The organism is Streptomyces sp. NPDC048523, from assembly GCF_043199815.1.
Lineage (GTDB): Bacteria > Actinomycetota > Actinomycetes > Streptomycetales > Streptomycetaceae > Streptomyces.
Genome location: NZ_JBICWQ010000003.1, coordinates 1,028,178 through 1,051,236 on the forward strand (window position 1 = coordinate 1,028,178; position 23,059 = coordinate 1,051,236).

Sequence of the window (23,059 nt, forward strand, 5' to 3'; positions counted from 1 at the left end):
GCTAGCGGCACCCCCCGCTAGCGTTAGCGGCTCGCTTAGCGCCCCAAACCAGCCCTGATCAGGTCGCTAGCGCATAGCGGCCCACCTGCGGAAACCTTGAAAACCGCCCCGGAGGGCCCGTCATGACCCCTGCCCTGCTCGCTATCACACTCCTGCTCGGCGTAACGCTGTGTTACGTCGCGGTGTGTGCTGCCTCGCCGTTCGGCAACTGCCGCAAGTGCAACGGCTGGGGCTTCCAGATGAAGACCGACCGCAAGGGCCGCCAGAAGCGCGGCAAGGACTGCCGCCGCTGCAAGGCCACCGGCAAGCGCATACGCGTCGGCCGCTGGCTCTACAACCGCTGGGCACGCATCTACCGCTTCGGCACCGGCTGAGGAGAAGACAGACGACCGCCCGCCATGAGACGGACCCCGCTCCGAGCAGGAGCTAGGTGGGCGCGGTCGCCGGTCAATGCCCCGAACTTGCCAGCACCCGGGGCCTGCGGAGCATATCCACCCATCCACCTCGCCCGAAAGCGAGTTTCCCCGTGATCCTCAGCATCTCCGCCGTCCTGCTGTTCGGCGCCGCGTCCGCCCTCGCCGTCAAGACCAAGTCCGCCGGGGGCGGTTCGGCCATCGTGCTCTTCCTCTTCGGGTTCTTCGCCGCCGGGACCGGCGCGTACGAGCCCATCCACAACCTCGTGCAGGCGTCCGCCGACGCCCTGTCCGCCCTCGGGAACTAGGGAGACAGCCCGTGAACGAACCCACCACCCACGGCCGCAACAGGCCCACTCCCGCGGCCGTGGAAGTCCACGTCCCCACCCCGATCACCCCCGCCGCCCGCACGGCGCCGCTCGCGGTCGTGCACGGCAGCATCGCGGCCGTGACGAGCATCGTCCTGCCGGACGGCCGCGTCGTCACCGGCTACGCCATCGAGCCCGCCAAGCCCCAACCGGTCGCCACCAAGCCGGCCGTCTCGCGTACGGCGGTGAACATCGCCCTCGGAGGCGTCGGGTTCGGCGCCGTGTGCGGCGGGCTGTTCCTGCTGACCACGTTCATCGCCGCGCTCGCCGCGCTGATTCACCAGCTCATCATTCTCGCCGCCGTCATCTTCGGCGGCTGGATCGCCGTGCAGGTCTTCAGCGCGAGCGGCCACCGCGGTGGCAACACCTTTCACATCCGCAAGGCCGTCTTCAAGCGCAACCACTTCAACGGCTGAACACCCCGATGGGAGCACCGTGTGCGAGATCCGCGTCATCTGCGACTCTGCACCGGCGCCGCCTACGCCGAACAACTCGCCGCCGCGCTGGTCACCCGCGCCACCTTGCCCGGCTTCGATTCCACCGCACTGGAAGCCGCGGACCTGCCACAGCGCCCGGTGATGCGGCTGAACGGATGAGCACGGGCATGTCATGCGCTCGGACCTTCGTCGACAATCCCGAGTTCACGGCGCGCTTCGGCGCTGAGTCCAGTGGGCCAGACTGTTGTCTCATCCGCTTGTGCACCGGTCATCAGTGTTTCGTTCAGCACCGTGTCATTGAGATCGGCGCCGCGTAAATTCGCGCCGCGAAGATCAGCTTGGCGCAGGCTAGCTCCTTGTAGATGCGCTCGGTTGAGATTCGCGCCCTTGAGGCTCGCACCATCGAGGAGAGCCCTCCGAAGGTCCGCATCTGTGAAGTCAGAGCGATCGAGTCGAGCGCCAGCCAATGCAGCCCGAGCAAGATTGGAGTGGCGAAACAGGGTCCGGCTCAATCGGGCATCACGGAGCGAGATGCGGCGTAGGTCTACTCGTGACAGGTAGAGCTGAGGATCATCTGGGGTTCTAGAACGGCGCTCCAAGACCCACATGGCAGCTTGAACATCTGGAGCACGGACGTTCATCACCGGCAGTTGTTCATCCACTGAGGCCGTGGGGTGCTCTGGTCCGTCGGCAGTACCAACTAGCCACGTCAGTCTGCCGCGCACGAAAGCACCTAGAAGGAACTGAATCGGGTCACGGTCTGCGTGGGAGTTCTTGGCGATGCGTTCAAGGGCGTAGATCCCGCCGATACGGACGTTGACGTCCTGGTTGCCGATCTGGTCCACGGCCCGAGTGAAGCGCTCAGTGATCTGGCTCTCTCGGCTCACCTGGACCTGTCGCCAAGTCGCTGCGGCGCCAATGACCACCAGCAATCCGACGCAGCTTTGAAGCATCGCCGATCGCGCGTCGTTGGCCAAGCGGGACTGAGCTTGTTGCAACTCGATGCGCGCCTGTGCACTGCCGACGCCACTCAGATCTGCCGAACTCAGGGGTGGGTAGAGCAGGCGAGGCACCAGGATCACCCCGCACACGACGACTCCGAGGACACCACACGCTGTCAGTACTGCGATCCAGATCGTGCGTCGACTCACGCTATTGACCGCCCCTAGGAATTCGCTGACTCCCTTGCCGCCTCGCGCCCTCAGAGTGGCAGGCGAGCGAGCCGGGCGCTGCCCTTCCGGGAGCCTGTGAAGAACGACTCCAGCGCAGCCCTGTGGGTCGGCTCCGATTGCTCTGTCAGCTGGGTGATCGCCAGTTGAGCTGCCCGTCGACGCACTGGCCGACCTCTAGACGTAGCTGGGGCGGTCGCCTCTCGCCAAAGACCGCGACCGCCCCGGTTCTCCGTCCCTTCGACAGAAACAGGAGACCCCCAGCATGACCCAACCCACCCCCATCAGGCGAGACCAGACCCGGCCGCGCCTGCTGGATCTGTTCTCGTGCGCCGGCGGCGCGGCCACCGGCTACGCTCGCGCCGGTTTCGCCGTGGACGGCTGCGACATCGCCCACCGACCGAACTACCCCTTCCCGCAACACCAGGGCGACGCCCTCGACTACCTCGCCGCCCTGACCTCCTCCGGAGAGATCCGCCGGTACGCGTTCGTCCACGCCTCCCCGCCGTGCCAGCACGGCTGCGCCCTGACCGTGGGCACCAATGCCTCCCAGGGATGGGGGCGCGCGCACGTCGACCTGGTGGCGCCCACCCGCCACCTGCTCGACAAGGCTGGCCTGCCGTACGTCATCGAGCAGCCCAACGGCCGCGCCGAGATCCGCAAAGACCTGACCCTGTGCGGCGAGATGTTCGGGCTCGGAGTCATCCGTCACCGCAACTTCGAACTGGACGGTTGGACCACCCGGCAGCCGGCGCACGTCCCGCACCGCGGGCGGGTGCGCGGCTACCGGCATGGCCGGTTCTACGACGGCCCGTACGTGGCCGCGTACGGCAGCGGCGGGGGCAAGCCGTCCGTCCCGGAGCTTCAGGCCGCGATGGGCATCGACTGGACCGATGTGCGCGAGGAGCTGGAGGCGATTCCGCCCGCCTACACGGAGTTCATCGGCCGCGCCTACCTCGCGGCCACGGGAACGCTGGGGGCGGTCGCATGAGCACCGCGATTACCCATCTGCACACCGCGCTGCACCTCGCTGCTGCTGGTGTGCCGGTGCTGCCGCTGCGGGTCGGGAAGGTGCCGTTCGGCAACTGCCGTGCCTGCGCCAAGAACGTGTGCGGCGGCCGTCCGAACATGAAGCGCGCGGGCACCTGCCGCTGCCCCGCCCCCTGCCACGCGTGGGCCGCTGCCACCATTGACCGTAACGTCGTCAACTCCCCTCTGTGGGTGGCGGTATGGGAGCGGGCCGTCTGCGTCGGCTACCACCCCGGCGGGGCGAGGCTGACCGTGGTCGACCTCGACAACGCGGCGGCCGTCGCCTGGGCCCGCGAGAGCCTGCCCGCCACCCGAACCGTGGCGACGACGCGCGGTGAGCACTGGATCTACCGCGGCGTCATGGGCTCGCACAACGCGGTCCGGGTTGGTGTCGACATCAAGTCCCGTATGTCGTATGCCCGTTGGCTCGGTCCGGGCGCCGGCCGCATGGTCGATCTGCCGTCGGCCGTCCGCGCCCTGGCGGGGAGGGAAGAGACCACCCCCGCCCGCGGGGAGGTGGTCTCTTCCCTCCCCGAGCGCGCCACGTGGGACCGGACGGTTGCCACCGGATGCCGTCACACCGACGGCTACGTCCGCATCGGCCTGGAACGGGGTCTCACCCTCGTGCGGTCCCGAGTCGAATCCGGTGCCGGATCACAGGCGTTCGGTGTGGCCCGGTTCCTCGCCGCGCAGCACACCGGCTGTCCTGGTCCGTGCGGACTGGACGTGATCGGGGGAGAGATCGTGGCTGCAGCCGTCTCGGTCGGTGTCCCCGAGCCCTACGCCCGCCGCGCGGTCACCAACGGCCTCAGCGCGGCCGAGAGGGGCGCCGCATGACCTATAAGCCCTTCAACCCCTTAAAACAGCCTCAGAACGCCACACAGGCCGCACCCCGGGCCGCCGTAGGCGACCGAAGGGACGTCGCCGAAGGCGTCCGCACTGCACTTGGTCCTGACCCGCACAGCGGCGATCCCACCGAAGGGAGGGCAGCCTCATGACCACACAGCCTGTGGACAGCACCGACCTGTGGGCCGGACTGCCCACCCTCGACGAGCCGCCCGCAGCCGTGTGGGAGGACCCCGTTCCCCTCGCCGGACCCCGCAAGCTCGCCCCCTTCCCCACCGCCTCCCTTCCGAAGTGGCTGCGGGAGTTCGCGGCCGCGGTCGCCGAGGAGACACAGACCCCCGTCGACCTCGCCGGATGCATCGCCCTGTCCGTGCTGGCCACCGCGGCGGGCGGCAGGGCAGTGGTGCAGGTGCGCGGGCACTGGCGCGAGCCCACCAACCTCTACGTCGTCGTCTCGCTGCCGCCCGCCAACCGCAAATCCGCCGTGTTCGGCCTGCTCACCGACCCGCTGTACGAGGCCGAACAGCAACTGCGCACGCTGACCCAACCAGCCATCGTGGAAGCCGAGATGACCGCCCGCCTCGCCAAGGAAGCGGCCGACAAGGCCACCGCTAAAGCGGCATCCGCGAGCGCGGACGAACGGGATCAGTTGGTGGCCACGGCGATCGCGCTGGCGCAGACCGCGGAGAGCGTCAGCGTGCCGGCCAAGCCGCAGTTGCTCGCCGACGACACCACCGCCGAGACGGTCACCTCCCGCATGGCCGAGCAGGGCGGCCGGATCTCCGTCATGTCCGCGGAGGGCGACATCTTCGACATCATCGCCGGACGCTACTCCGGCAAGCCCAACATGGGTGTCTTTCTCAAGGGCCACGCTGGAGACCGCCTCAAGGTCGACCGGCAGACCCGCGAGGAATACATCGAACACCCCGCCCTCACCATGGGCTTGTGCGTGCAGCCGCAGGTCCTGGACGACATCGGACGCCAGGACGGGTTCAAGGGCCGCGGCCTGCTCGGCAGGTTCCTCTACTCGGTCCCCGAGTCGCTGGTCGGCCGCCGCAAGATTGAACCCGAGCCCATCCCCGAGCAGGTGATGGAGACCTACCGGCGCCACGTCCTCGACCTGACGTTGTTCCTCGCCGAGTGGACCGATCCAGCCCTCATCCAGCTCACCCCCGAGGCGGTCGCCGCCCTGAAAGCCTTTCAGGCGCGTGTGGAACCGATGCTGGAGGCCCGCGGCGGCATCATGGGCCAGATCGGCGACTGGGGCGGCAAGTTGGTCGGCGCCACCGCGCGCATGGCAGCCCTGCTCCACCTCGCCGAACATCTCACCAAGGGGCACATGGTGCCCGTGGCGGAAGCGACCATGCGCGACGCGATCGCGCTGGCCGAGTACTTCATCAGCCACAGCCTCGCCGCGTTCGACTCGATGGGCGCCGACCGCATCGTCGAGCGAGCCCGCACCGTGCTGGAAACGCTGTACGCCAACGGGTGGCGTGAGGTCAGCAAGCGGGACCTGATGGTCAAGCTCTCCCGCTCCGAGTTCCGCACCGCCAACGACCTCGACCCCGTGTTGGCCCTGCTGGAAGACCACGGCTACGTGCGCGCCCAAGCCGTCCAGCGCACCGGAGGACGCGGCCGGCCACCCTCTCCCCGCTACCTCATCCACCCCCGCCTGACCGACCCGACCGCCTGACCCCCGCCACAGAAACCACAGAATCACAGAAATATCCCCGGCGAACCCCTGACCAGCACAGACAGCCCTGTCAGGGGCTCGCGGAGCGCTGCCACAGAAACCAACCGAGAAGCCACAGAAATAACCCGGGCCCGGCCCCACCGGTCCGGCCACCTATTTCTGTGGAACTTTCCGCGATTTCTGTGGCAGCCCACACCGCGGGGCATCACTGCAGGTCAGCCCGCCAATCCAGGGTTTCTGTGGTTTCCGTGGTTTCTGTGGCGGCTCCGGCCGGTCTCACCACCTTCCCTTGACTCTCTCGCCCGAGGAGGAGTCGTGGCCAAGCCCCGCGACGAGATGCTGACCATCCCCGAAGTGATCGAAGAGATAGGCGTACCCCGAGCGACGTTCTACCGCTGGCGGCAGTACAAGAAGGGCCCGAAGTCCATCAAGCTCCCGAACGGCGCGGTGCGCATCCGCCGGTCCGAACTGAGTCGGTGGCTCCAGACGCTGGAGGAGAGCGCGTGACGCAGGAAACCGACGGTGGGGTCGAGCGGAGCAACGGTCCGGCCCCAGACGGGTTTTCGCTCGATGTGCGCCTTTGGAAAGTGTCCAAGGCGCAGAGCAAGACCCGTCCCTACCAACTCCGTTGGAAAGTCGGAGGAAAGGTCAGTAGCGCTACCTTCGCCACAGTCGCTCTCGCGGAGAGTCGTAGATCTGAACTGTGGCAAGCGATGCGTCGTGGCGAGGCATTCCGCATCATCGATGGACTGCCTGAATCCGAGGTGCGGGCCGAGGCGACTGCGGAGCAAGCCCGCGAGGAAGTTTCCTGGTTCGAGTTCTGCCGCGAGTACATGGCGATGCGCTGGCCAACCGCCGCGGCTAAGACCCGTGAGGGCATCGCCGACGGGCTTGCCGCGGTGACGCTCGCTCTGGTGGAGCAGGAACAGAAAATGCCGTCACCGGAAGAACTACGTCTCGCCCTTCGGTGGGCGGTAATTCCCAAGAACGCCGATCTCGACCCGCCGGAGGAACTTGAAGACGCCTACGGGTGGATCTCCAAGAAATCGCTTCCCGTCTCCTCGCTGGAGGATCCGAAGATTCTTCGCGACGTTCAGTATCGGATCTCCTTCAAGCTAGACGGCACCCCCGCGGCCGGAGAGACCTCCCGTCGTCGTCGGCGCGCGCTGAACACGGCGGTTGAATACGCCATCGAGCGCAAGCTTCTGACGGAGAACCCACTCACCGCCCTCAAGAAAGTGAAGAGTTCCTCATCGGACCGTGTGGACCCCCGCGTTCTCGTGAACAAGACGCAGGCCGCTCAACTCCTTGCGTCGGTCTCGTACGTCGGGACATGGGACCGCAAGAAGGGCCGGCGCCTGGTGGGCTTCTACGCAGTCATGTACTTCGCAGGGCTCCGCCCGAGTGAGGCCGTGGGCCTCAGGAAGACCGATTGCTTCCTCCCGGAGAAGGGGTGGGGCGTTCTGACGCTCCACGCCACGCACCCCGTTTCGGGCAAGCAGTGGACAGACAGCGGACAGCGCCACGACAAGCGCGGCCTGAAGTCGAGGGAGGCCAAGGAAGACCGGCCGGTTCCGATTCCCCCGCCGCTCGTGACCATGCTCCGTGCCCACCTGAGGGAGTTCGGCACTGCCCAGGACGGTCGGCTCTTCACGAACGAGCGGGGCGGTCTCGTGGGGAGCAGCACCTATTGGCGCGTGTGGCGGGACGCTCGCGAGTACGCGCTCCCGCCGGACCTTCAGGCATCCATGCTCGGGGGGCGACCGTACGACCTGCGGCATACCTGCATCACGACCTGGCTCAACGCGGGAGTGCCTGTAGCTGAGATCGCACGCAGAGTTGGCAACTCACCCGAGGTGATTCATCGTGTGTACGAGGGATGCATTTACGGTCAAGAAGCTGAGATGAATGCAAAAATCGCAAAGGAGATGGGCTGGGAATGAGCGTGTGAGCGAATTAGGGTTGCGTATTCTTGGATTTCTCGTCTAAGAATACGCAATGCCATTTCTCGGCGTGTTGATGCGCCTATTCTCCCTGCGGCAGTCTGGTTCGAACGTCTGACCGAACCTGTTTAGGTGCCGCGTTTGGTTCCGGGTTTGGAGCGGTTCCTACTGCATATGCCGCCCCCATGGATAGTGCCAAAATGTTGAGCCTTTCTTCGACCGAAGCTGGATTCGCCGCTGCTTTTGGAATTTTGACCACTAGGAGCCCGTAAGTTTCCTGCCCGGCCCCTACGGGACACATCCAAGTGACACCAAATCGGCTCAGCTGCTTGACTCTGTAAGCATCCGGGTCGGAGTTCGGGATTCTTCTGATCTTTCGACTTAGCGCAATTTGCTGCATAAAGCTTCCCTCTTCGGTTCCGATGTCAAATGTCGGAGGGAATCGAGAAGATGATTCTGTTGAGTCCGTTGCAAAGAGGCGGAGAGTGTCTCCCCGCCGCATAAAGTATAGTCCGCTCTTTGCTTCTGGGTGTGTGAGTTCCGATGCGGTCTCAGTCATGCGTGACAGAAGGCGTTCCAGGTCTCCTGGCTCCTTTGGGTGAGTGACCGCCAGTCTTCCGATATGTTCGACCGTCACTGTCAAGGCGCTTTCGAGCATTGCAAATTCCGCATTTTGATCGCGCCTTTTTTGAGTGTGGAAGATGGTGAGGCCTAGACCCAGCATGAATGTTAGTGTTGCCGCAGTTGAAGCAAGTGCTGGATTGCTAGTTAGTCCATATGTGACATTGGCGCAAAATAGCGCCCAAAGGATTGCTGTGAAAGTTTCTCCGAGTGCTGTCCCCATCCAATTCCGGCGGGTCCGCGATACTCGTCTATTTTTACCCTTTTTCTCTGGTGTGGGCCGCTGGTTCTCCTCCTCTCCTTCGGTGAATCTATTCCCAGGCCTATAGGCCAAGGGTGTATCAAAGAGTTCAGCCACGTAACGTGACCAGAGATCCTCCCCGGGTGGCTTTTCGACGTTCCTTGTGAGGAGAGAGTTCCAGTATCGAGTGCTGAACGAGCGCTTTGTCATTCGACTGACTCCTCCCTTCGGTCAACTCGGGAACGAGGCACTCGGGGGTTTTGGCGGGCGGCTCCGGGGAGGGAGGCCGTGGCCCTAGGCCCAGGTCCCGCTTGTTCAGGGTCGATGTTGTCGGCTGACGTCAGCTCCGTCGCCGATCCGTCGGCGCTCGCATCGTGGTTAAGATTCTTGGCCGCACCGAGTTGCCTAAGGAGTGCGGGTGCGGCGGCACCCGCCGCCACTGCTGCGTAAACACCAGTCACCTGTGTGTGGAAGAGCCAGCCGGCGCCAGCCCCCATGAGCACTCGTGTCAGCAAGGCAAGACTGTGTGCTGGCACGTCAACGAACTTCTTCAGGCGAGGTCTCTTGCGGCCTCGCTCGCCCGCCTTTTGACGCTCCGTCTGCCACAAGGTGATCCGACCAAAGATCACAACGGCTTCGACGACGGCGCCGCCAGCTGCACCACAAGCTGCCGCCGTAGTCCAATCCACTGATCGCACCTCGTGACTACATCTCGACTTTGAGTTACATCGAGTCTGGCAGGTTGCTTCGGTCAATGGGGGAGATTCGTGCGGATGGGCACGCTCAGGTGGGACCGGGGGAGGGCTCCTCTTGCGGGCAATCCGTGACCGTGCGTCCGCAAGAGTGAAGACCTTTCTGCGTGACTGGGGCGTCTATCGCAGGTCTATCGTGATCAGCGCGCAACAACGACAAAGAGCGGGACCCAGTGAGACTGGTTCCCGCTCTTCATGCTTGGCATCTGCGCTGGTCAACCGCAACATCGTGCTGGTTGAGGCGAAGTGCCCCCGGCAGGATTCGAACCTGCGCACACGGCTCCGGAGGCCGTTGCTCTATCCCCTGAGCTACGGGGGCGTGTCGGTGTCGAGCTGGTGGCTCGCGGCGACGGATAGAACACTACCAGCTCCCTCGGGGTGATCAGGAACAGGTTTGTCGAGGCCTAAGGGAGCGTGGGTCCCCCGCACGGGGTGGAAGTGGGGAAAACCCGGACGCGGTGGCCGGTCCGCACCTACTCTCGAGTTGTGCCAGGCGCGTCGGGTCGGGTGCTTGTTGTGGACGACAACAAGGTCATCCGGCAGTTGATCAGGGTCAATCTCGAGCTGGAGGGTCTCGAGGTCGTGACCGCGGCCGATGGTGTCGAGTGTCTGGATGTGGTTCATCAGGTGCGCCCCGATGTCGTGACCCTCGATGTGGTCATGCCCCGGCTGGACGGACTGCGGACCGCCGCACAGCTGCGCTCCGACCCCAGGACGGCTCACCTTCCCCTCGCCATCGTCAGCGCCTGTACGCAGCACGAGGTCGACAGCGGTCTCGACGTCGGTGTCGACGCCTTCCTCGCCAAGCCCTTCGAGCCCGCCGAACTCGTGCGGCTCGTACGGCAGTTGGTGGAGAGGAGCCGGGAGGTGCGGGGCTCGGGGGAGGGTGACTCCCCTCTTGTAGGGGGTGTCCTCGGGGGCGGGGAGACCGAGCCCGCCGGTCACACCGGCGGCTGAGCCCCCACGAGTACCGGCTCGCAGTCACACCCCTCTCTCTCCCTGAGTGCACCGACATACCCGACGCCGGGCTCACTCGCCATCCCACATGCCGGACCTCACTCAAACCCGCTCGTCCCCCCACCCCCCTCCTCCCATACGCTTGTCCCGTGACCCCCGTCGAGCTCTCCCGTACCGTGCTGCGCGCGGTGCGTCGTGCTGTCGATGACGGGGAACTGGACGTCGTCGTGCCGGGGCGGGTCAAGGTCATGCCTCCCGGGGCCGGCGGCTGTGGTGACTACGCCACCAACGTGGCGCTCCAGCTCGCCCGGCCCGCCGGGCAGCCGGCCCTCGACGTCGCCGAGATCCTCCGGCGGCGCCTCGCGCACAGCGACGGCATCCGCGACGTCGTCGTCACCGGGCCCGGCTTCCTCAACATCAGCCTGCGCGGGAACCGGGACGCCCTTGTACGGGAGATCCTCCGACTCGGAGAGCGGTACGGCCATGCCGACCGGTCCACTGGCCGGCTCGTGCACCTGCACGCCCCCCACGAAGTCCGCGCCGTCGTCGTGATGGACGCCGTCGCCCGCCTCCTGCGCTCTCAGGGCACCCTCGTCCGCACCCACTGCGCGGCCCGCCCGGAGGCGGGATGGACCGACCTCCTTGGCGCCGAAGTCCACACATACGGCACCCCCGGCACCCCCCGCACCCCCGACGCGCCCGCCCCCCTCGACGTCGACGTACGACCGGTCCCGGCCGACACCGACCCCCTCCCCCTGGGCCGCGACGCCGCCCGCTGGGCGCTCCTCCACCCGGCCCCCCACGACCGGCCCCGCATCACCGCCGACCACTTGGTCCAGCGCGAGAGCAACCCTCTCTTCCGGGTCCGTTACGCCCACGCCCGTACCCGGGCCCTCACCCGTAACGCCGCCGACCTGGGCTTCCACGCCGAGCCCGGGGAGCCCGGCGAGCCCGGGAACGTGAACCCACGGGGCGCAGAGCCAGCCGTACGAGAAAGCGCCGTACCAGAAAGCGCCGCACCGGAAAGCGTCGTACACGACACGACGACGCTCCTGTGGAACGCCCTCGCCGATCACCCCCGTATCCTCCACGCCGCCGCCGCACACCACGCTCCCGACCGCCTGGCCCGGCATCTCGTCACCGTCGCCGATGCCGCGCTCCCCTTTCTCGCCGGCGTTCTTCCGCGCGGTGCGGAGAAACCCTCGGCCGCCCACCGTGCCCGGCTCGCGCTCGCCGAAGCCGCCGGGGCGGTGCTGGCCGGTGGCCTGTCCCTGCTCGGCATCGACGCACCCGAACACCTGTGACGCGCACAGAAAGCCATCGGAGAACATGAGCCGTTCCGCACATCCCGCCGGGCCCCGTCACGCCGACGTCCTTCCCGAGGGGCACTACTCCGCCCCGCCCTCCGACCTCAACACCCTCGACTCCAAGGTGTGGGCCCAGACGGTCGGCCGTGACAGCGACGGTGTCGTCACCGTCGGCGGCATCGACGTCAAGACCCTCGCCGAACAGCACGGCACCCCCGCCTACATCCTCGACGAAGCCGACTTCCGGGAGCGGGCGCGGGCGTGGCGTGGTGCCTTCGGGGCCGACGCCGACGTCTTCTACGCCGGCAAGGCGTTCCTGTCGCGAGCCGTCGTGCGCTGGCTGCACGAGGAAGGGCTCAACCTGGACGTGTGCTCCGGGGGTGAGCTCGCCACCGCCCTCTCCGCGGGCATGCCCGCCGACCGCATCGCCTTCCACGGCAACAACAAGTCCAGCGAAGAGATCACCAGGGCCATCGAGAGCGGCGTCGGACGCATCGTCCTCGACTCCTTCCAGGAGATCGTCCGCGTCGCCCACATCGCGCAGGGACTCGGCAAGCGACAGCGCGTCCAGATCCGGGTCACCGTCGGCGTCGAGGCGCACACCCACGAGTTCATCGCCACCGCCCACGAGGACCAGAAGTTCGGCATCCCGCTCGCCGGCGGACAGGCCGCCGAGGCCGTGCGGCGGGCGCTGCAGCTCGACGGGCTGGAGCTCATCGGCATCCACTCCCACATCGGGTCGCAGATCTTCGACATGTCCGGCTTCGAGGTCGCTGCCCATCGAGTGGTCGGGCTGCTCAAGGACGTCCGTGACGAGCACGGTGTCGAGCTGCCCGAGATCGACCTCGGCGGTGGGCTGGGGATCGCGTACACCAGCGACGACGATCCCCGTGAGCCGCACGAGATCGCCAAGGCGCTCACCGAGATCGTGACGAGGGAGTGCGAGTCCGCCAGGCTGCGCACCCCGAGGATCTCCGTCGAGCCGGGACGCGCCATCGTCGGGCCGACCGCCTTCACGCTCTACGAGGTCGGGACGATCAAGCCCCTCGACGGGCTGCGCACCTACGTCTCCGTCGACGGCGGGATGTCGGACAACATCCGTACCGCGCTGTACGACGCCGAGTACACCGTCGCCCTCGTGTCCAGGACCAGTGACGCCGAGCCCATGCTCGCCCGGGTCGTCGGCAAGCACTGCGAGAGCGGGGACATCGTGGTCAAGGACGCGTTCCTGCCGGCCGACCTGGCACCGGGTGACCTCATCGCCGTACCGGCGACGGGCGCCTACTGCCGGTCCATGGCGAGCAACTACAACCACGTGCTGCGCCCGCCGGTCGTCGCCGTCAGCGACGGCGAGTCCCGGGTCATCGTCCGCCGCGAGACGGAGGAGGACCTTCTGCGGCTCGACGTCGGATGAACCTCTATAGGGGCTCTACAGAGATGGACCCTTATAGGGCCCCTATAGAGAAGGAACGGAAGATCTACGGTCTTCCACCCCCGTGCAAATGAAATAGATGTCTCATCATCCGGACCAGGGGCAGAAACTCCCGTCCGGTGAGTGAGACTGGGTCCACCGTAGACGGTATGAGGAAACGAGGTCGGATGATGCGTACGCGTCCGCTGAAGGTGGCGCTGCTGGGCTGTGGAGTGGTCGGCTCAGAGGTGGCGCGCATCATGACGACGCACGCCGACGACCTCGCCGCCCGCATCGGCGCCCCCGTGGAGCTCGCTGGGGTCGCCGTGCGACGGCCCTCCAAGGTGCGTGAGGGCATCGCGCAGGAACTCGTCACCACCGACGCCACCGCCCTCGTCAAACGCGGGGACATCGACGTGGTGGTCGAGGTCATCGGGGGCATCGAGCCCGCGCGTTCCCTCATCACCGCCGCCTTCGAGCACGGCGCCTCCGTCGTCTCCGCCAACAAGGCGCTCCTCGCCCAGGACGGCGCCGCCCTGCACGCGGCGGCCGGACAGCACGGCAAGGACCTCTACTACGAGGCCGCCGTCGCCGGTGCCATCCCGCTGATCCGTCCGCTGCGCGAGTCCCTCGCCGGTGACAAGGTCAACCGGGTGCTCGGCATCGTCAACGGGACCACCAACTTCATCCTCGACAAGATGGACAGCACCGGGGCCGGTTATCAGGAGGCCCTCGACGAGGCCACCGCCCTCGGGTACGCCGAGGCCGACCCGACCGCCGACGTCGAGGGGTTCGACGCCGCCGCCAAGGCCGCCATCCTCGCCGGGATCGCCTTCCACACGCGCGTGCGTCTCGACGACGTCTACCGCGAGGGCATGACCGAGGTCACCGCCTCCGACTTCGCCTCCGCGAAGAACATGGGCTGCACCATCAAGCTCCTCGCCATCTGCGAGCGGGCCGAGGACGGGCAGTCCGTCACCGCGCGCGTGCACCCCGCGATGATCCCGCTCACGCATCCGCTGGCCTCGGTGCGAGGCGCGTACAACGCCGTGTTCGTGGAGTCGGACGCCTCCGGGCAGCTGATGTTCTACGGCCCGGGCGCGGGCGGCGCCCCCACCGCCTCCGCTGTCCTCGGCGACCTCGTCGCCGTCTGCCGCAACCGGCTCAGCGGCACGACCGGACCCGGTGAGTCCGCGTACGCCGCCCTGACCGTCTCGGGCATGGGCGAGGTCGTCACGCGCTACCACATCAGCCTGGACGTGGCCGACAAACCGGGTGTTCTCGCCCAGGTCGCCACCGTGTTCGCCGAGCACGGGGTGTCCATCGATACCGTTCGGCAGCAGGGGAAGGACGGCGAGGCATCTCTCGTCGTCGTCACGCACCGCGCGTCCGACGCCGCCCTGAACGGGACCGTCGAGGCGTTGCGCAAGCTCGACACCGTGCGGGGTGTCGCCAGCATCATGCGGGTTGAAGGAGAGTAACGAGCAATGACCCACCAGTGGCGCGGAATCATCGAGGAGTACCGGGACCGGCTGCCCGTCTCCGACACCACGCCGGTCGTGACGCTCCGCGAGGGCGGCACGCCCCTCGTGCCCGCTCAGGTGCTCTCCGAGCGCACCGGGTGCGAGGTCCACCTCAAGGTGGAGGGCGCCAACCCCACCGGGTCCTTCAAGGACCGCGGTATGACCATGGCGATCACACGGGCCAAGGAGGAGGGCGCGAAGGCGGTCATCTGCGCCTCCACCGGCAACACCTCGGCGAGCGCCGCCGCCTACGCCGTACGCGCGGGCATGGTCTCCGCCGTGCTGGTGCCGCGCGGCAAGATCGCGCTCGGCAAGATGGGGCAGGCCCTCATCCACGGCGCGAAGATCCTCCAGGTCGACGGGAACTTCGACGACTGCCTCACCCTGGCCCGCGCGCTGAGCGACAACTACCCGGTGGCGCTGGTCAATTCGGTCAACCCGGTGCGCATCGAGGGCCAGAAGACCGCCGCCTTCGAGATCGTCGACATGCTCGGCGACGCGCCCGACATCCACGTCCTGCCCGTGGGCAACGCCGGCAACATCACGGCGTACTGGAAGGGCTACAAGGAGTACGCCGCCGACGGGGTGGCCGCACAGACTCCTCGGATGTGGGGCTTCCAGGCCTCCGGCAGTGCCCCGATCGTGCGCGGCGAGGTCGTCAAGGACCCCTCGACCATCGCCACCGCCATCCGCATCGGCAACCCCGCCTCCTGGCAGTACGCCCTCGCGGCGAAGGAGGAGTCCGGCGGGTTCATCGACGAGGTGACGGACCGTGAGATCCTGCGCGCCTACCGGCTGTTGGCCGCTCAGGAGGGTGTCTTCGTGGAGCCCGCCTCCGCCGCCTCCGTGGCCGGTCTGCTGAAGGCCGCCGAGCAGGGCAAGGTCGACCCGGGCCAGCGGATCGTGTGCACGGTCACCGGCAACGGCCTCAAGGACCCCGACTGGGCCGTCGCGGGCGCCCCGCAGCCGGTCACCGTCCCGGTCGACGCGGCCACGGCGGCCGAGCGCCTCGGGCTCGCCTGAGCAGGGAATCGCCGCGAGGGGTGCACAGGGGGCTTACGACACGCATCGTGCGCCTCCTGTGCGCCCTATGTCGCCACAGAACCTTCCTTCGATAGGCTGTACCGAACCCGCCCGCTGCATATGCCCTCGCGTACAGCGGGGTGCCGTGTCGTCTCCGCGGCCCGCAGGGTCTTCGTACGTCATCGGATGTCATCGAATGTCATTCGACAATCACGCAGCTCAAGGAGAGTCATCGAGAGATGGCCGGTCCCGCATTCCGCGCCGCCGCCGTCCGGGTGCGCGTCCCCGCCACCAGCGCCAACCTCGGCCCTGGCTTCGACGCCCTGGGCCTGTCGCTGGGGCTCTACGACGACGTCGTCGTCCGGGTGGCCGACTCAGGGCTGCACATCGACATCGCGGGGGAGGGGAGCGAGACGCTCCCGCGCGACGAGAACCACCTGCTCGTACGCTCCCTGCGCACCGCCTTCGATCTGCTGGGCGGCCAGCCGCGCGGCCTGGAGATCGTCTGCGCCAACCGCATCCCGCACGGCCGGGGCCTCGGCTCCTCCTCGGCCGCCATCTGCGCCGGAATCGTCGCCGCGCGCGCCGTGACCATAGGCGGCGAGGCCCGGCTCGACGACACCGCGCTCCTGGAGCTCGCCACCGAGATCGAGGGCCACCCCGACAACGTGGCGGCCTGTCTGCTCGGCGGTTTCACGCTCTCCTGGATGGAGGCCGGCGCCGCGCGGGCGATCAGGATGGAGCCCGCCGATTCCATCGTTCCGGTGGTTTTCGTGCCCGGAAAGCCCGTCCTGACCGAGACCGCGCGCGGACTGCTCCCGCGCACCGTGCCGCACGTCGACGCCGCCGCCAACGCCGGCCGTGCCGCGCTGCTCGTCGAGGCCCTCACCAGGCGCCCCGAGCTGCTGCTGCCGGCCACCGAGGACCGCCTCCACCAGGAGTACCGCGCTCCCGCCATGCCGGAGAGCGCCGCGCTGGTGGAGCGGCTGCGGGCCGACGGAGTGCCGGCAGTCATCTCAGGGGCAGGGCCCACCGTGCTCGCGCTGGCCGACGCGGACAGCGCCGACAAGGTGGCCCATCTGGCGGGCGGGGGCTGGGCCGCCAACCGGCTGGACCTCGACGCCCAGGGGGCCTGTGTGCTCCCGCTCGCGGCCGCCAGTGACATCTGAGATCCGGCGTGTGCCGGATTTCGAGAGGGGGAATGTTTGTTGGATCCGGTAGTGTTAATCTCAAGTCTGCACCCGACCCCACCATGGCGAGGTGCTTCACGTCCCCGTCCGGGACAGACATTCTTCCGGGAGCCTCCCAAGCCGCACAGCGTTCCGTACGACGTACATGGGCAGTACCTCGTACGCGAGCACTGAGCGACTCGCCGGGCACGCTCCGGAACCGGTGTGACCAAGCCACGTGACACGGACACTCAGTGCCACGGCTCTCGGAAGCGCCGTCACCACATTCCTCCGCCGTTCCGGCGGACCACCGCCCCGGCACGGTCCACAAGGATGGGACCGCCGTCGGACAGCACAAACGGTCGCCGAGCCAGACAGGCCGACGTCCGCTCCAGGGAAGGACCCTTCGTGAGCGACACCACCGATCTGATGGGCGCACGTGTCGAGGAGACCGCTGCCGCGCCCTCCACGGACGCCTCCGCGCCTGCCACCGGTGCCGGCTCCCGGCGGCGCCGCGGTACCGGCCTCGACGGCATGGTGCTGGCCGAGCTGCAGCAGGTCGCCTCCGGCCTCGGTATCAAGGGCACCGGGCGTATGCGCAAGAGCCAGCTCATCGAGGTCATCAAGGAAGCGCAGGCCGGGGGAGGTGCCGCGGCTCCCAAGGCCGCATCCTCGGCCGCCGGCGACGCCGCCGAGACCAAGCCGAAGCGCCGCGCCACCTCCAAGGCCCGCACCGGCGACGCCGCCGAGAAGAACGCGGAGGCGAAGGCCGAGGCTCCCGCCGAGAAGGCCGTGGCCCAGCAGCAGATCGAGATTCCCGGCCAGCCGGCCGCCGAGCGCGGGGCGGACGACGCTCCCGCCGAGCGCCGTCGCCGCCGTGCCACCGCCGAGGCGGGTGCCCCCGCGGGCAGCGCCGAGACCGTCGTGGCCGAGGCGAAGAGCGAGCCCAAGGCCGAGACGCCGGCGCAGCAGCAGCCGCAGGGCGACGCCGGTGACGGCGACAGCCGTGGCCGCCGCGACCGCCGTGACCGCGGCCGTGACCGCGGCGAGCGGGGCGACCGCGCGGAGCGTGGCGACCGCGGGGACCGCGGGGAGCGTCGCAAGAGCGACGACCAGCCGGGCCAGAGCGGCGGTCAGCGCCAGCAGCAGAACCAGCAGCAGGGCAGCGGCCGTCCGGACCGCCAGGACCGTCAGCAGCGCGACAACGGCCCGCAGGACGACGACGACTTCGAGGGCGGCCGCCGCGGCCGCCGGGGCCGTTACCGGGACCGCCGTGGCCGCCGTGGCCGCGACGAGATGGGCGGCACCCCCGAGCCGCAGATCAACGAGGACGACGTCCTGATCCCCGTCGCGGGCATCCTGGACATCCTCGACAACTACGCCTTCATCCGTACGTCGGGCTACCTGCCCGGGCCGAACGACGTGTACGTCTCCCTCGCCCAGGTCCGCAAGAACGGCCTGCGCAAGGGTGACCACATCACCGGCGCGGTCCGTCAGCCCAAGGAAGGCGAGCGGCGCGAGAAGTTCAACGCGCTGGTGCGTCTCGACTCCGTCAACGGCATGGCGCCCGAACACGGCCGTGGCCGCCCGGAGTTCAACAAGCTGACGCCGCTGTACCCGCAGGACCGCCTCCGCCTGGAGACGGACCCCGGCATCCTCACCACCCGCATCATCGACCTCGTCGCGCCGATCGGTAAGGGCCAGCGCGGTCTGATCGTGGCCCCGCCGAAGACCGGCAAGACCATGATCATGCAGGCGATCGCCAACGCGATCACGCACAACAACCCCGAGTGCCACCTGATGGTCGTCCTGGTCGACGAGCGTCCGGAAGAGGTCACCGACATGCAGCGGTCGGTCAAGGGCGAGGTCATCTCCTCGACCTTCGACCGCCCGGCCGAGGACCACACCACGGTCGCCGAACTCGCCATCGAGCGCGCCAAGCGGCTGGTGGAGCTGGGCCACGACGTGGTTGTCCTGCTCGACTCGATCACGCGTCTGGGCCGTGCGTACAACCTCGCCGCGCCCGCCTCCGGCCGCATCCTGTCCGGTGGTGTCGACTCGACCGCCCTGTACCCGCCGAAGCGCTTCTTCGGTGCGGCCCGCAACATCGAGGACGGCGGCTCGCTGACCATCCTCGCCACCGCGCTGGTGGACACCGGGTCCCGCATGGACGAGGTCATCTTCGAGGAGTTCAAGGGCACGGGCAACGCCGAGCTCAAGCTCGACCGCAAGCTCGCCGACAAGCGGATCTTCCCGGCGGTGGACGTCGACGCGTCCGGTACCCGTAAGGAAGAGATCCTGCTCGCCCCCGACGAGCTCGGGATCGTATGGAAGCTGCGCCGGGTGCTGCACGCCCTCGACCAGCAGCAGGCGGTCGAACTGCTCCTCGACAAGATGAAGCAGACGAAGTCGAACGCCGAGTTCCTGATGCAGATCCAGAAGACGACGCCGGCGCCGGGCAACGGCGACTGACGTCCAGCGTTCGCGAAGAGGGCCGCCCCCTGTTGTCAGGGGGCGGCCCTCTTTGGTTTACGATCACGCTCTTCGGTCGAATTTTCGATCTCCGAGCTTCTGATCCCTGGGGGGACTTGCATGGGCATATCCATGTCCGGAGGCGCCGGGCGCCACAGGCGTCGGCTGCGGATCGCTCTGCCCGTCGCCGTGGCCGCCGCGCTGCTGGCCACGTCGGCGAACGCCGCCACCGTCGTGCCCGAGCCGCAGGCACCGGCCAAGGCCGCCGGCACCGCGCCCACGCCGTCGCAGGCCGAGCTGAGGCAGCGGATCGCGGGCGCCCAGGCGGCGGACACCTCCGGCACGGTGACCCGGTCGCCGATGAACAGTGGCAAGGTCGACTCCACCGTCTCGCCGATGATCATCGGCGGCACGACGACCACCATCACCTCGGCCCCGTGGATGGCCCAGCTCTGGTACACCGACGACCAGGGCACCGCCGACAAGAGCGACGACACCGGCTTCTTCTGCGGCGGTGCCGTCGTCGCGCCGACGAAGATCCTCACCGCCGCGCACTGCGTCAAGGGCGTCGACTGGGCCAAGGGCGGCGCCGTGGTCACCGGCGCTACGCAGCTGCCCTCGGACGACGGGAGCGACCTGCACGGCGGCACGGCGACCGCGGTACTGCGGCAGTGGAACCACCCGTCGTACAACGCGGACACCATCGACAACGACATCGCGGTCCTGACCCTGGCGGCCCCCGTCAAGGCCACCCCGATCCGCATGACGACGTCCACCGACACCGGCTCGTACGACCCCGCCACGACCGGTGCCAAGAGCGCCAAGGTCTACGGCTGGGGCCGCACCAGCTCCACCAGCGATGCCGTCTCCCCGACGCTGAAGACGGCCACCCTGCCCATCAAGTCGGACGCGACCTGCGCCGCGGCCTACGGCTCCTGGTTCATCAAGGGGCACATGACCTGCGCCGGCCCGCCCGCGAGCGGCAGGGACTCCGGTACGACCGCCATCTGCAGCGGTGACTCCGGTGGCCCCCTCGTCGTGAACGGGCGGATCGTCGGCGTCGTCTCCTGGAACGTGACGGACTGCGTGGCCAAGGGCGCCTACAGCGTCTTCACCAAGGTCAGCAAGTACGTCGGCGCCGCCTACCCGCGCGTCGACGACAGCAACCTGAGCTTCGACCACAAGGCCGACCTGTGGGTGCGCAACTCCTCCACCAAGGTCGGCTACGAGCTGGACTCCAAGGGCACCACCCTGGCCGCCCGGCAGTCCTGGGGCGACTGGAACGGCGTGAACCTGGTCCGGCAGACGGACCTCAACAGGGACGGCTACCAGGACCTGCTGTACCGCGTCTCCGCCACCGGTGACGTCTACTGGCTGCGGTTCCTCCCCGCCACCGGCGCCTGGGCCGACCCGAAGAAGGTCTTCACCGACTGGAGGACCCGCACCCGGATCCTCACCCCCGGCGATGTCACCGGCGACTACAAGCCCGACCTGCTCTCCGTGGACTCCGCGGGCGTCCTGTGGATCTACCCCGGCAAGGGCGACGGCAGCTTTGCGGCCCGGGTCAGGGTCGGCGGCGGCTGGAGCCAGTACAACCTGCTGCTCGGCCACGGCGACTTCACCGGCGACGGCAAGGCGGACGTCCTCGCCCGCAACAAGAGCACCGGCGACCTGTACCTGTACAAGGGCACCGGCAAGTCCGGCACCGGCGTCTTCGCGGCCCGGGTCAAGGTGCGCACCAACTGGAGCGGCTACAACGCCTTCGACGCCGTCGGAGACATCACCGGCGACGGCAGGGCCGACCTGGTGGCCCGCACCCCGGGCGGCACGCTCTATCTGTACAAGGGCACCGGCAAGGCGACCAGCGAGATCTTCGCCACAAGGGCCACCGTGGGGACCGGCTTCCAGCAGTACGACATCTTTGGCTGAAACCACTGGTGAGCAGGGCTTGCCCTGATGCTTCCGTGACGCGCTGTGACCACCGCTCCACGTGGTGGTCACAGCGCGTTGTGCAACCCTTTCTCGAGTATCCCCGTCCGACCAGGCGGAGCGACCATGGTGCGGTACGGGTCTTTTGATGACCACGTCTGACCCTGAAAACAGGGGGTAACCGACCGGACGAGATTCGAGGAGCACATGTCAGCCGAGAGCGCGCCGATACCCGGAGAACCGGGCGGCAAGGGACGTCGCCGCACACCCCGCAGCAGGGGCCGCAAGGGCCTGCTGATCATGGCGTGGGTCGCCGCGGGGATCGTCGTGGTGGGCGGCACCGGGGCCGGCTACGTGTACTTCAAGCTCAACGGCAACATCAAGAGCGTCGACATCGACCAGGTCCTCGGCAGTGAGCGGCCCACGAAGGCCGACAACGGCTCCGAGAACATCCTCGTCCTGGGCTCCGACACCCGCTCCGGCTCCAACAGGAAGCTCGGCGGTGGTACCGACGACGGCAGCGCCCGTTCCGACACCGCGATGGTCATCCACGTGTACGAGGGCCACAGGAAGGCCACCGTGGTCTCCATCCCGCGCGACACCCTGATCGACCGCCCCCAGTGCACCGACACCGACGGCAAGGAGCACGACGCCGCGTCGGACGTCATGTTCAACTCCGCGTACACGACCGGTGGCGCGGCCTGTGCCGTCAAGACCGTCGAGGCCATGACCGACATCCGCATGGACCACTACCTGGAGGTCGACTTCAGCGGCTTCGAGAAGCTGGTCGACGAACTCGGCGGGGTCACGGTCACCACGACCGCGAACATCAAGGACACCGACAGCCACCTGAACCTGAAGGCCGGCACCCACCGGCTCGACGGTGAACAGGCCCTCGGTCTCGTCCGCACCCGGCACGGCGTCGGCGACGGATCCGACCTCGGCCGGATCCAGCTCCAGCAGGCCTTCATCAAGGCGCTGGTCAAGCAGGTCAAGAGCGTCGGCGTGCTGACCAGCCCCAAGAAGCTCTACGACCTCGCCGACACCGCCACCAAGGCCGTCACCACCGACTCCGACCTCGGCTCGGTCAACTCCCTGGTCTCCTTCGCGAGCGGCCTCAAGCACATCAGCGACTCGAACATGACCATGGTCACCCTGCCGGTCCGCTACGACCCGGCGAACCCGAACCGGGTCCTCGTGCAGCAGACCAAGGCCAAGCAGATCTGGACGGCCCTGGAGAACGACCGGCCGATCCCGAAGTCGGCCACGGAAGGCACCGCGACGGGCCAGGCCAAGGGCGTCGTCACGTCGTAGGACCGCGTCTGCCGGGGGCGTCCGCCGAGGGCGGGGAATAGATCGCGGTGCCCCCTCGTTTTGGGGGATGCGGCCAGTGCTGGCAGACTGGTACGTCGGCCCCGGTTCACGCTCCCGCAGCCCGCGGTGGCGACCCGGTGCCCTCCCGAAACTAGGAGACACCTTGAAGCGCGACATCCACCCCGAGTACGTCGAGACGCAGGTCAGCTGCACCTGTGGCGCGTCGTTCACCACCCGTAGCACGATCCAGAGCGGCACCATCCGTGCCGAGGTCTGCTCCGAGTGCCACCCGTTCTACACGGGCAAGCAGAAGATCCTCGACACCGGTGGCCGTGTGGCCCGCTTCGAGGCCCGCTTCGGCAAGGCTGCTGCCAAGAAGTAGCGAGCCACCAGCGCCGGTCCACGCCGCACTCCTCGGAGTGCGCCGGGACCGGCGTTTTTG

At 68.0% G+C, this 23,059-nt stretch carries 21 protein-coding genes and 1 tRNA gene; 19 read left to right on the forward strand and 3 right to left on the reverse strand.

Features of this window, described 5'->3' with window-relative positions; all coding sequences use genetic code 11:
* Positions 1 to 122: 122 nt before the first annotated feature.
* From ACGFWE_RS20580 to ACGFWE_RS20595, 4 genes are all read left to right on the forward strand, one after another.
* Entirely contained in the window at positions 123 to 374 is a 252-nt protein-coding gene (locus ACGFWE_RS20580) for a hypothetical protein (RefSeq protein WP_393600693.1), read from the forward strand.
* Between the two features lie 152 nt (positions 375 to 526).
* A complete protein-coding gene (locus ACGFWE_RS20585) occupies positions 527 to 721 on the forward strand; it encodes a hypothetical protein (RefSeq protein WP_037717778.1) in 195 nt (64 codons plus the stop codon).
* An 11-nt stretch (positions 722 to 732) separates the two neighbouring features.
* Positions 733 to 1,197 carry a hypothetical protein gene (locus ACGFWE_RS20590; RefSeq protein ID WP_393600695.1) on the forward strand — a complete coding sequence of 155 codons (465 nt, stop codon included), beginning with the start codon at positions 733 to 735 and terminating at the stop codon, positions 1,195 to 1,197.
* Positions 1,198 to 1,218: 21 nt separating this feature from the next.
* On the forward strand, positions 1,219 to 1,377 hold the full coding sequence (locus tag ACGFWE_RS20595) for a hypothetical protein (RefSeq protein ID WP_393600697.1): 159 nt from the start codon (positions 1,219 to 1,221) through the stop codon (positions 1,375 to 1,377).
* A gap of 11 nt (positions 1,378 to 1,388) precedes the next feature.
* On the opposite strand, the gene ACGFWE_RS20600 is transcribed toward ACGFWE_RS20595, so the two are convergent.
* The gene (locus ACGFWE_RS20600; protein WP_393600699.1) at positions 1,389 to 2,369 is read right to left on the reverse strand and encodes a pentapeptide repeat-containing protein; all 981 of its coding nucleotides are present in this window, start codon (positions 2,367 to 2,369) and stop codon (positions 1,389 to 1,391) included.
* Between the two features lie 283 nt (positions 2,370 to 2,652).
* On the opposite strand from ACGFWE_RS20600, the gene ACGFWE_RS20605 reads away from it, so the two are divergent.
* From ACGFWE_RS20605 to ACGFWE_RS20625, 5 genes are all read left to right on the forward strand, one after another.
* Positions 2,653 to 3,378: a DNA methylase gene (locus ACGFWE_RS20605; RefSeq protein WP_393600701.1), complete on the forward strand. Its 726-nt coding sequence runs from the start codon at positions 2,653 to 2,655 to the stop codon at positions 3,376 to 3,378.
* Complete coding sequence (locus ACGFWE_RS20610) at positions 3,375 to 4,253, forward strand: bifunctional DNA primase/polymerase (RefSeq protein ID WP_393600703.1); 879 nt, start codon at positions 3,375 to 3,377, stop codon at positions 4,251 to 4,253. The genes ACGFWE_RS20605 and ACGFWE_RS20610 overlap by 4 nt, the downstream gene beginning before the upstream one ends.
* 157 nt (positions 4,254 to 4,410) lie before the next feature.
* Positions 4,411 to 5,955, forward strand: coding sequence for a YfjI family protein (locus ACGFWE_RS20615; RefSeq protein WP_393600705.1), 1,545 nt, complete (start codon positions 4,411 to 4,413; stop codon positions 5,953 to 5,955).
* A 315-nt stretch (positions 5,956 to 6,270) separates the two neighbouring features.
* Positions 6,271 to 6,462, forward strand: coding sequence for an AlpA family transcriptional regulator (locus ACGFWE_RS20620; RefSeq protein WP_101400676.1), 192 nt, complete (start codon positions 6,271 to 6,273; stop codon positions 6,460 to 6,462).
* A complete protein-coding gene (locus ACGFWE_RS20625; RefSeq protein ID WP_393600707.1) occupies positions 6,459 to 7,898 on the forward strand; it encodes a tyrosine-type recombinase/integrase in 1,440 nt (479 codons plus the stop codon). Before ACGFWE_RS20620 ends, ACGFWE_RS20625 begins: the two co-directional genes overlap by 4 nt.
* An 82-nt stretch (positions 7,899 to 7,980) precedes the next feature.
* Here ACGFWE_RS20625 and ACGFWE_RS20630 read toward each other — a convergent pair whose 3' ends face one another.
* Together ACGFWE_RS20630 and ACGFWE_RS20635 are read right to left on the reverse strand one after the other, a co-directional pair.
* Positions 7,981 to 8,970 carry a hypothetical protein gene (locus ACGFWE_RS20630; protein ID WP_393600709.1) on the reverse strand — a complete coding sequence of 330 codons (990 nt, stop codon included), beginning with the start codon at positions 8,968 to 8,970 and terminating at the stop codon, positions 7,981 to 7,983.
* A 789-nt stretch (positions 8,971 to 9,759) separates the two neighbouring features.
* Positions 9,760 to 9,831, reverse strand: a tRNA-Arg gene (locus ACGFWE_RS20635).
* Positions 9,832 to 10,028: 197 nt separating this feature from the next.
* Between ACGFWE_RS20635 and ACGFWE_RS20640 the strand changes: the two genes are divergently transcribed.
* The 10 genes from ACGFWE_RS20640 (at position 10,029) to rpmE (ending at position 22,999) form a co-directional block, all read left to right on the forward strand.
* Entirely contained in the window at positions 10,029 to 10,469 is a 441-nt protein-coding gene (locus tag ACGFWE_RS20640) for a response regulator (RefSeq protein ID WP_393600711.1), read from the forward strand.
* A 149-nt stretch (positions 10,470 to 10,618) separates the two neighbouring features.
* Positions 10,619 to 11,773 (forward strand): ArgS-related anticodon-binding protein NrtL, encoded by a 1,155-nt coding sequence (nrtL, locus tag ACGFWE_RS20645; RefSeq protein ID WP_393600713.1) that lies wholly within the window; start codon positions 10,619 to 10,621, stop codon positions 11,771 to 11,773.
* A gap of 25 nt (positions 11,774 to 11,798) precedes the next feature.
* Positions 11,799 to 13,190, forward strand: coding sequence for a diaminopimelate decarboxylase (lysA, locus tag ACGFWE_RS20650; RefSeq protein ID WP_352391213.1), 1,392 nt, complete (start codon positions 11,799 to 11,801; stop codon positions 13,188 to 13,190).
* A 185-nt stretch (positions 13,191 to 13,375) separates the two neighbouring features.
* On the forward strand, positions 13,376 to 14,668 hold the full coding sequence (locus tag ACGFWE_RS20655; protein WP_352391214.1) for a homoserine dehydrogenase: 1,293 nt from the start codon (positions 13,376 to 13,378) through the stop codon (positions 14,666 to 14,668).
* A gap of 6 nt (positions 14,669 to 14,674) precedes the next feature.
* The gene (thrC, locus tag ACGFWE_RS20660) at positions 14,675 to 15,733 is read left to right on the forward strand and encodes a threonine synthase (RefSeq protein ID WP_352391215.1); all 1,059 of its coding nucleotides are present in this window, start codon (positions 14,675 to 14,677) and stop codon (positions 15,731 to 15,733) included.
* A 239-nt stretch (positions 15,734 to 15,972) separates the two neighbouring features.
* On the forward strand, positions 15,973 to 16,902 hold the full coding sequence (gene thrB / locus ACGFWE_RS20665) for a homoserine kinase (RefSeq protein WP_352391216.1): 930 nt from the start codon (positions 15,973 to 15,975) through the stop codon (positions 16,900 to 16,902).
* 408 nt (positions 16,903 to 17,310) lie between these two features.
* A complete protein-coding gene (gene rho, locus ACGFWE_RS20670; RefSeq protein WP_393600716.1) occupies positions 17,311 to 19,374 on the forward strand; it encodes a transcription termination factor Rho in 2,064 nt (687 codons plus the stop codon).
* A 132-nt stretch (positions 19,375 to 19,506) separates the two neighbouring features.
* Positions 19,507 to 21,303 (forward strand): trypsin-like serine protease, encoded by a 1,797-nt coding sequence (locus ACGFWE_RS20675; RefSeq protein WP_393600830.1) that lies wholly within the window; start codon positions 19,507 to 19,509, stop codon positions 21,301 to 21,303.
* A 207-nt stretch (positions 21,304 to 21,510) separates the two neighbouring features.
* On the forward strand, positions 21,511 to 22,617 hold the full coding sequence (locus ACGFWE_RS20680) for an LCP family protein (protein ID WP_393600718.1): 1,107 nt from the start codon (positions 21,511 to 21,513) through the stop codon (positions 22,615 to 22,617).
* A 163-nt stretch (positions 22,618 to 22,780) separates the two neighbouring features.
* The gene (rpmE, locus tag ACGFWE_RS20685; RefSeq protein ID WP_037721438.1) at positions 22,781 to 22,999 is read left to right on the forward strand and encodes a 50S ribosomal protein L31; all 219 of its coding nucleotides are present in this window, start codon (positions 22,781 to 22,783) and stop codon (positions 22,997 to 22,999) included.
* Positions 23,000 to 23,059 lie beyond the last annotated feature (60 nt).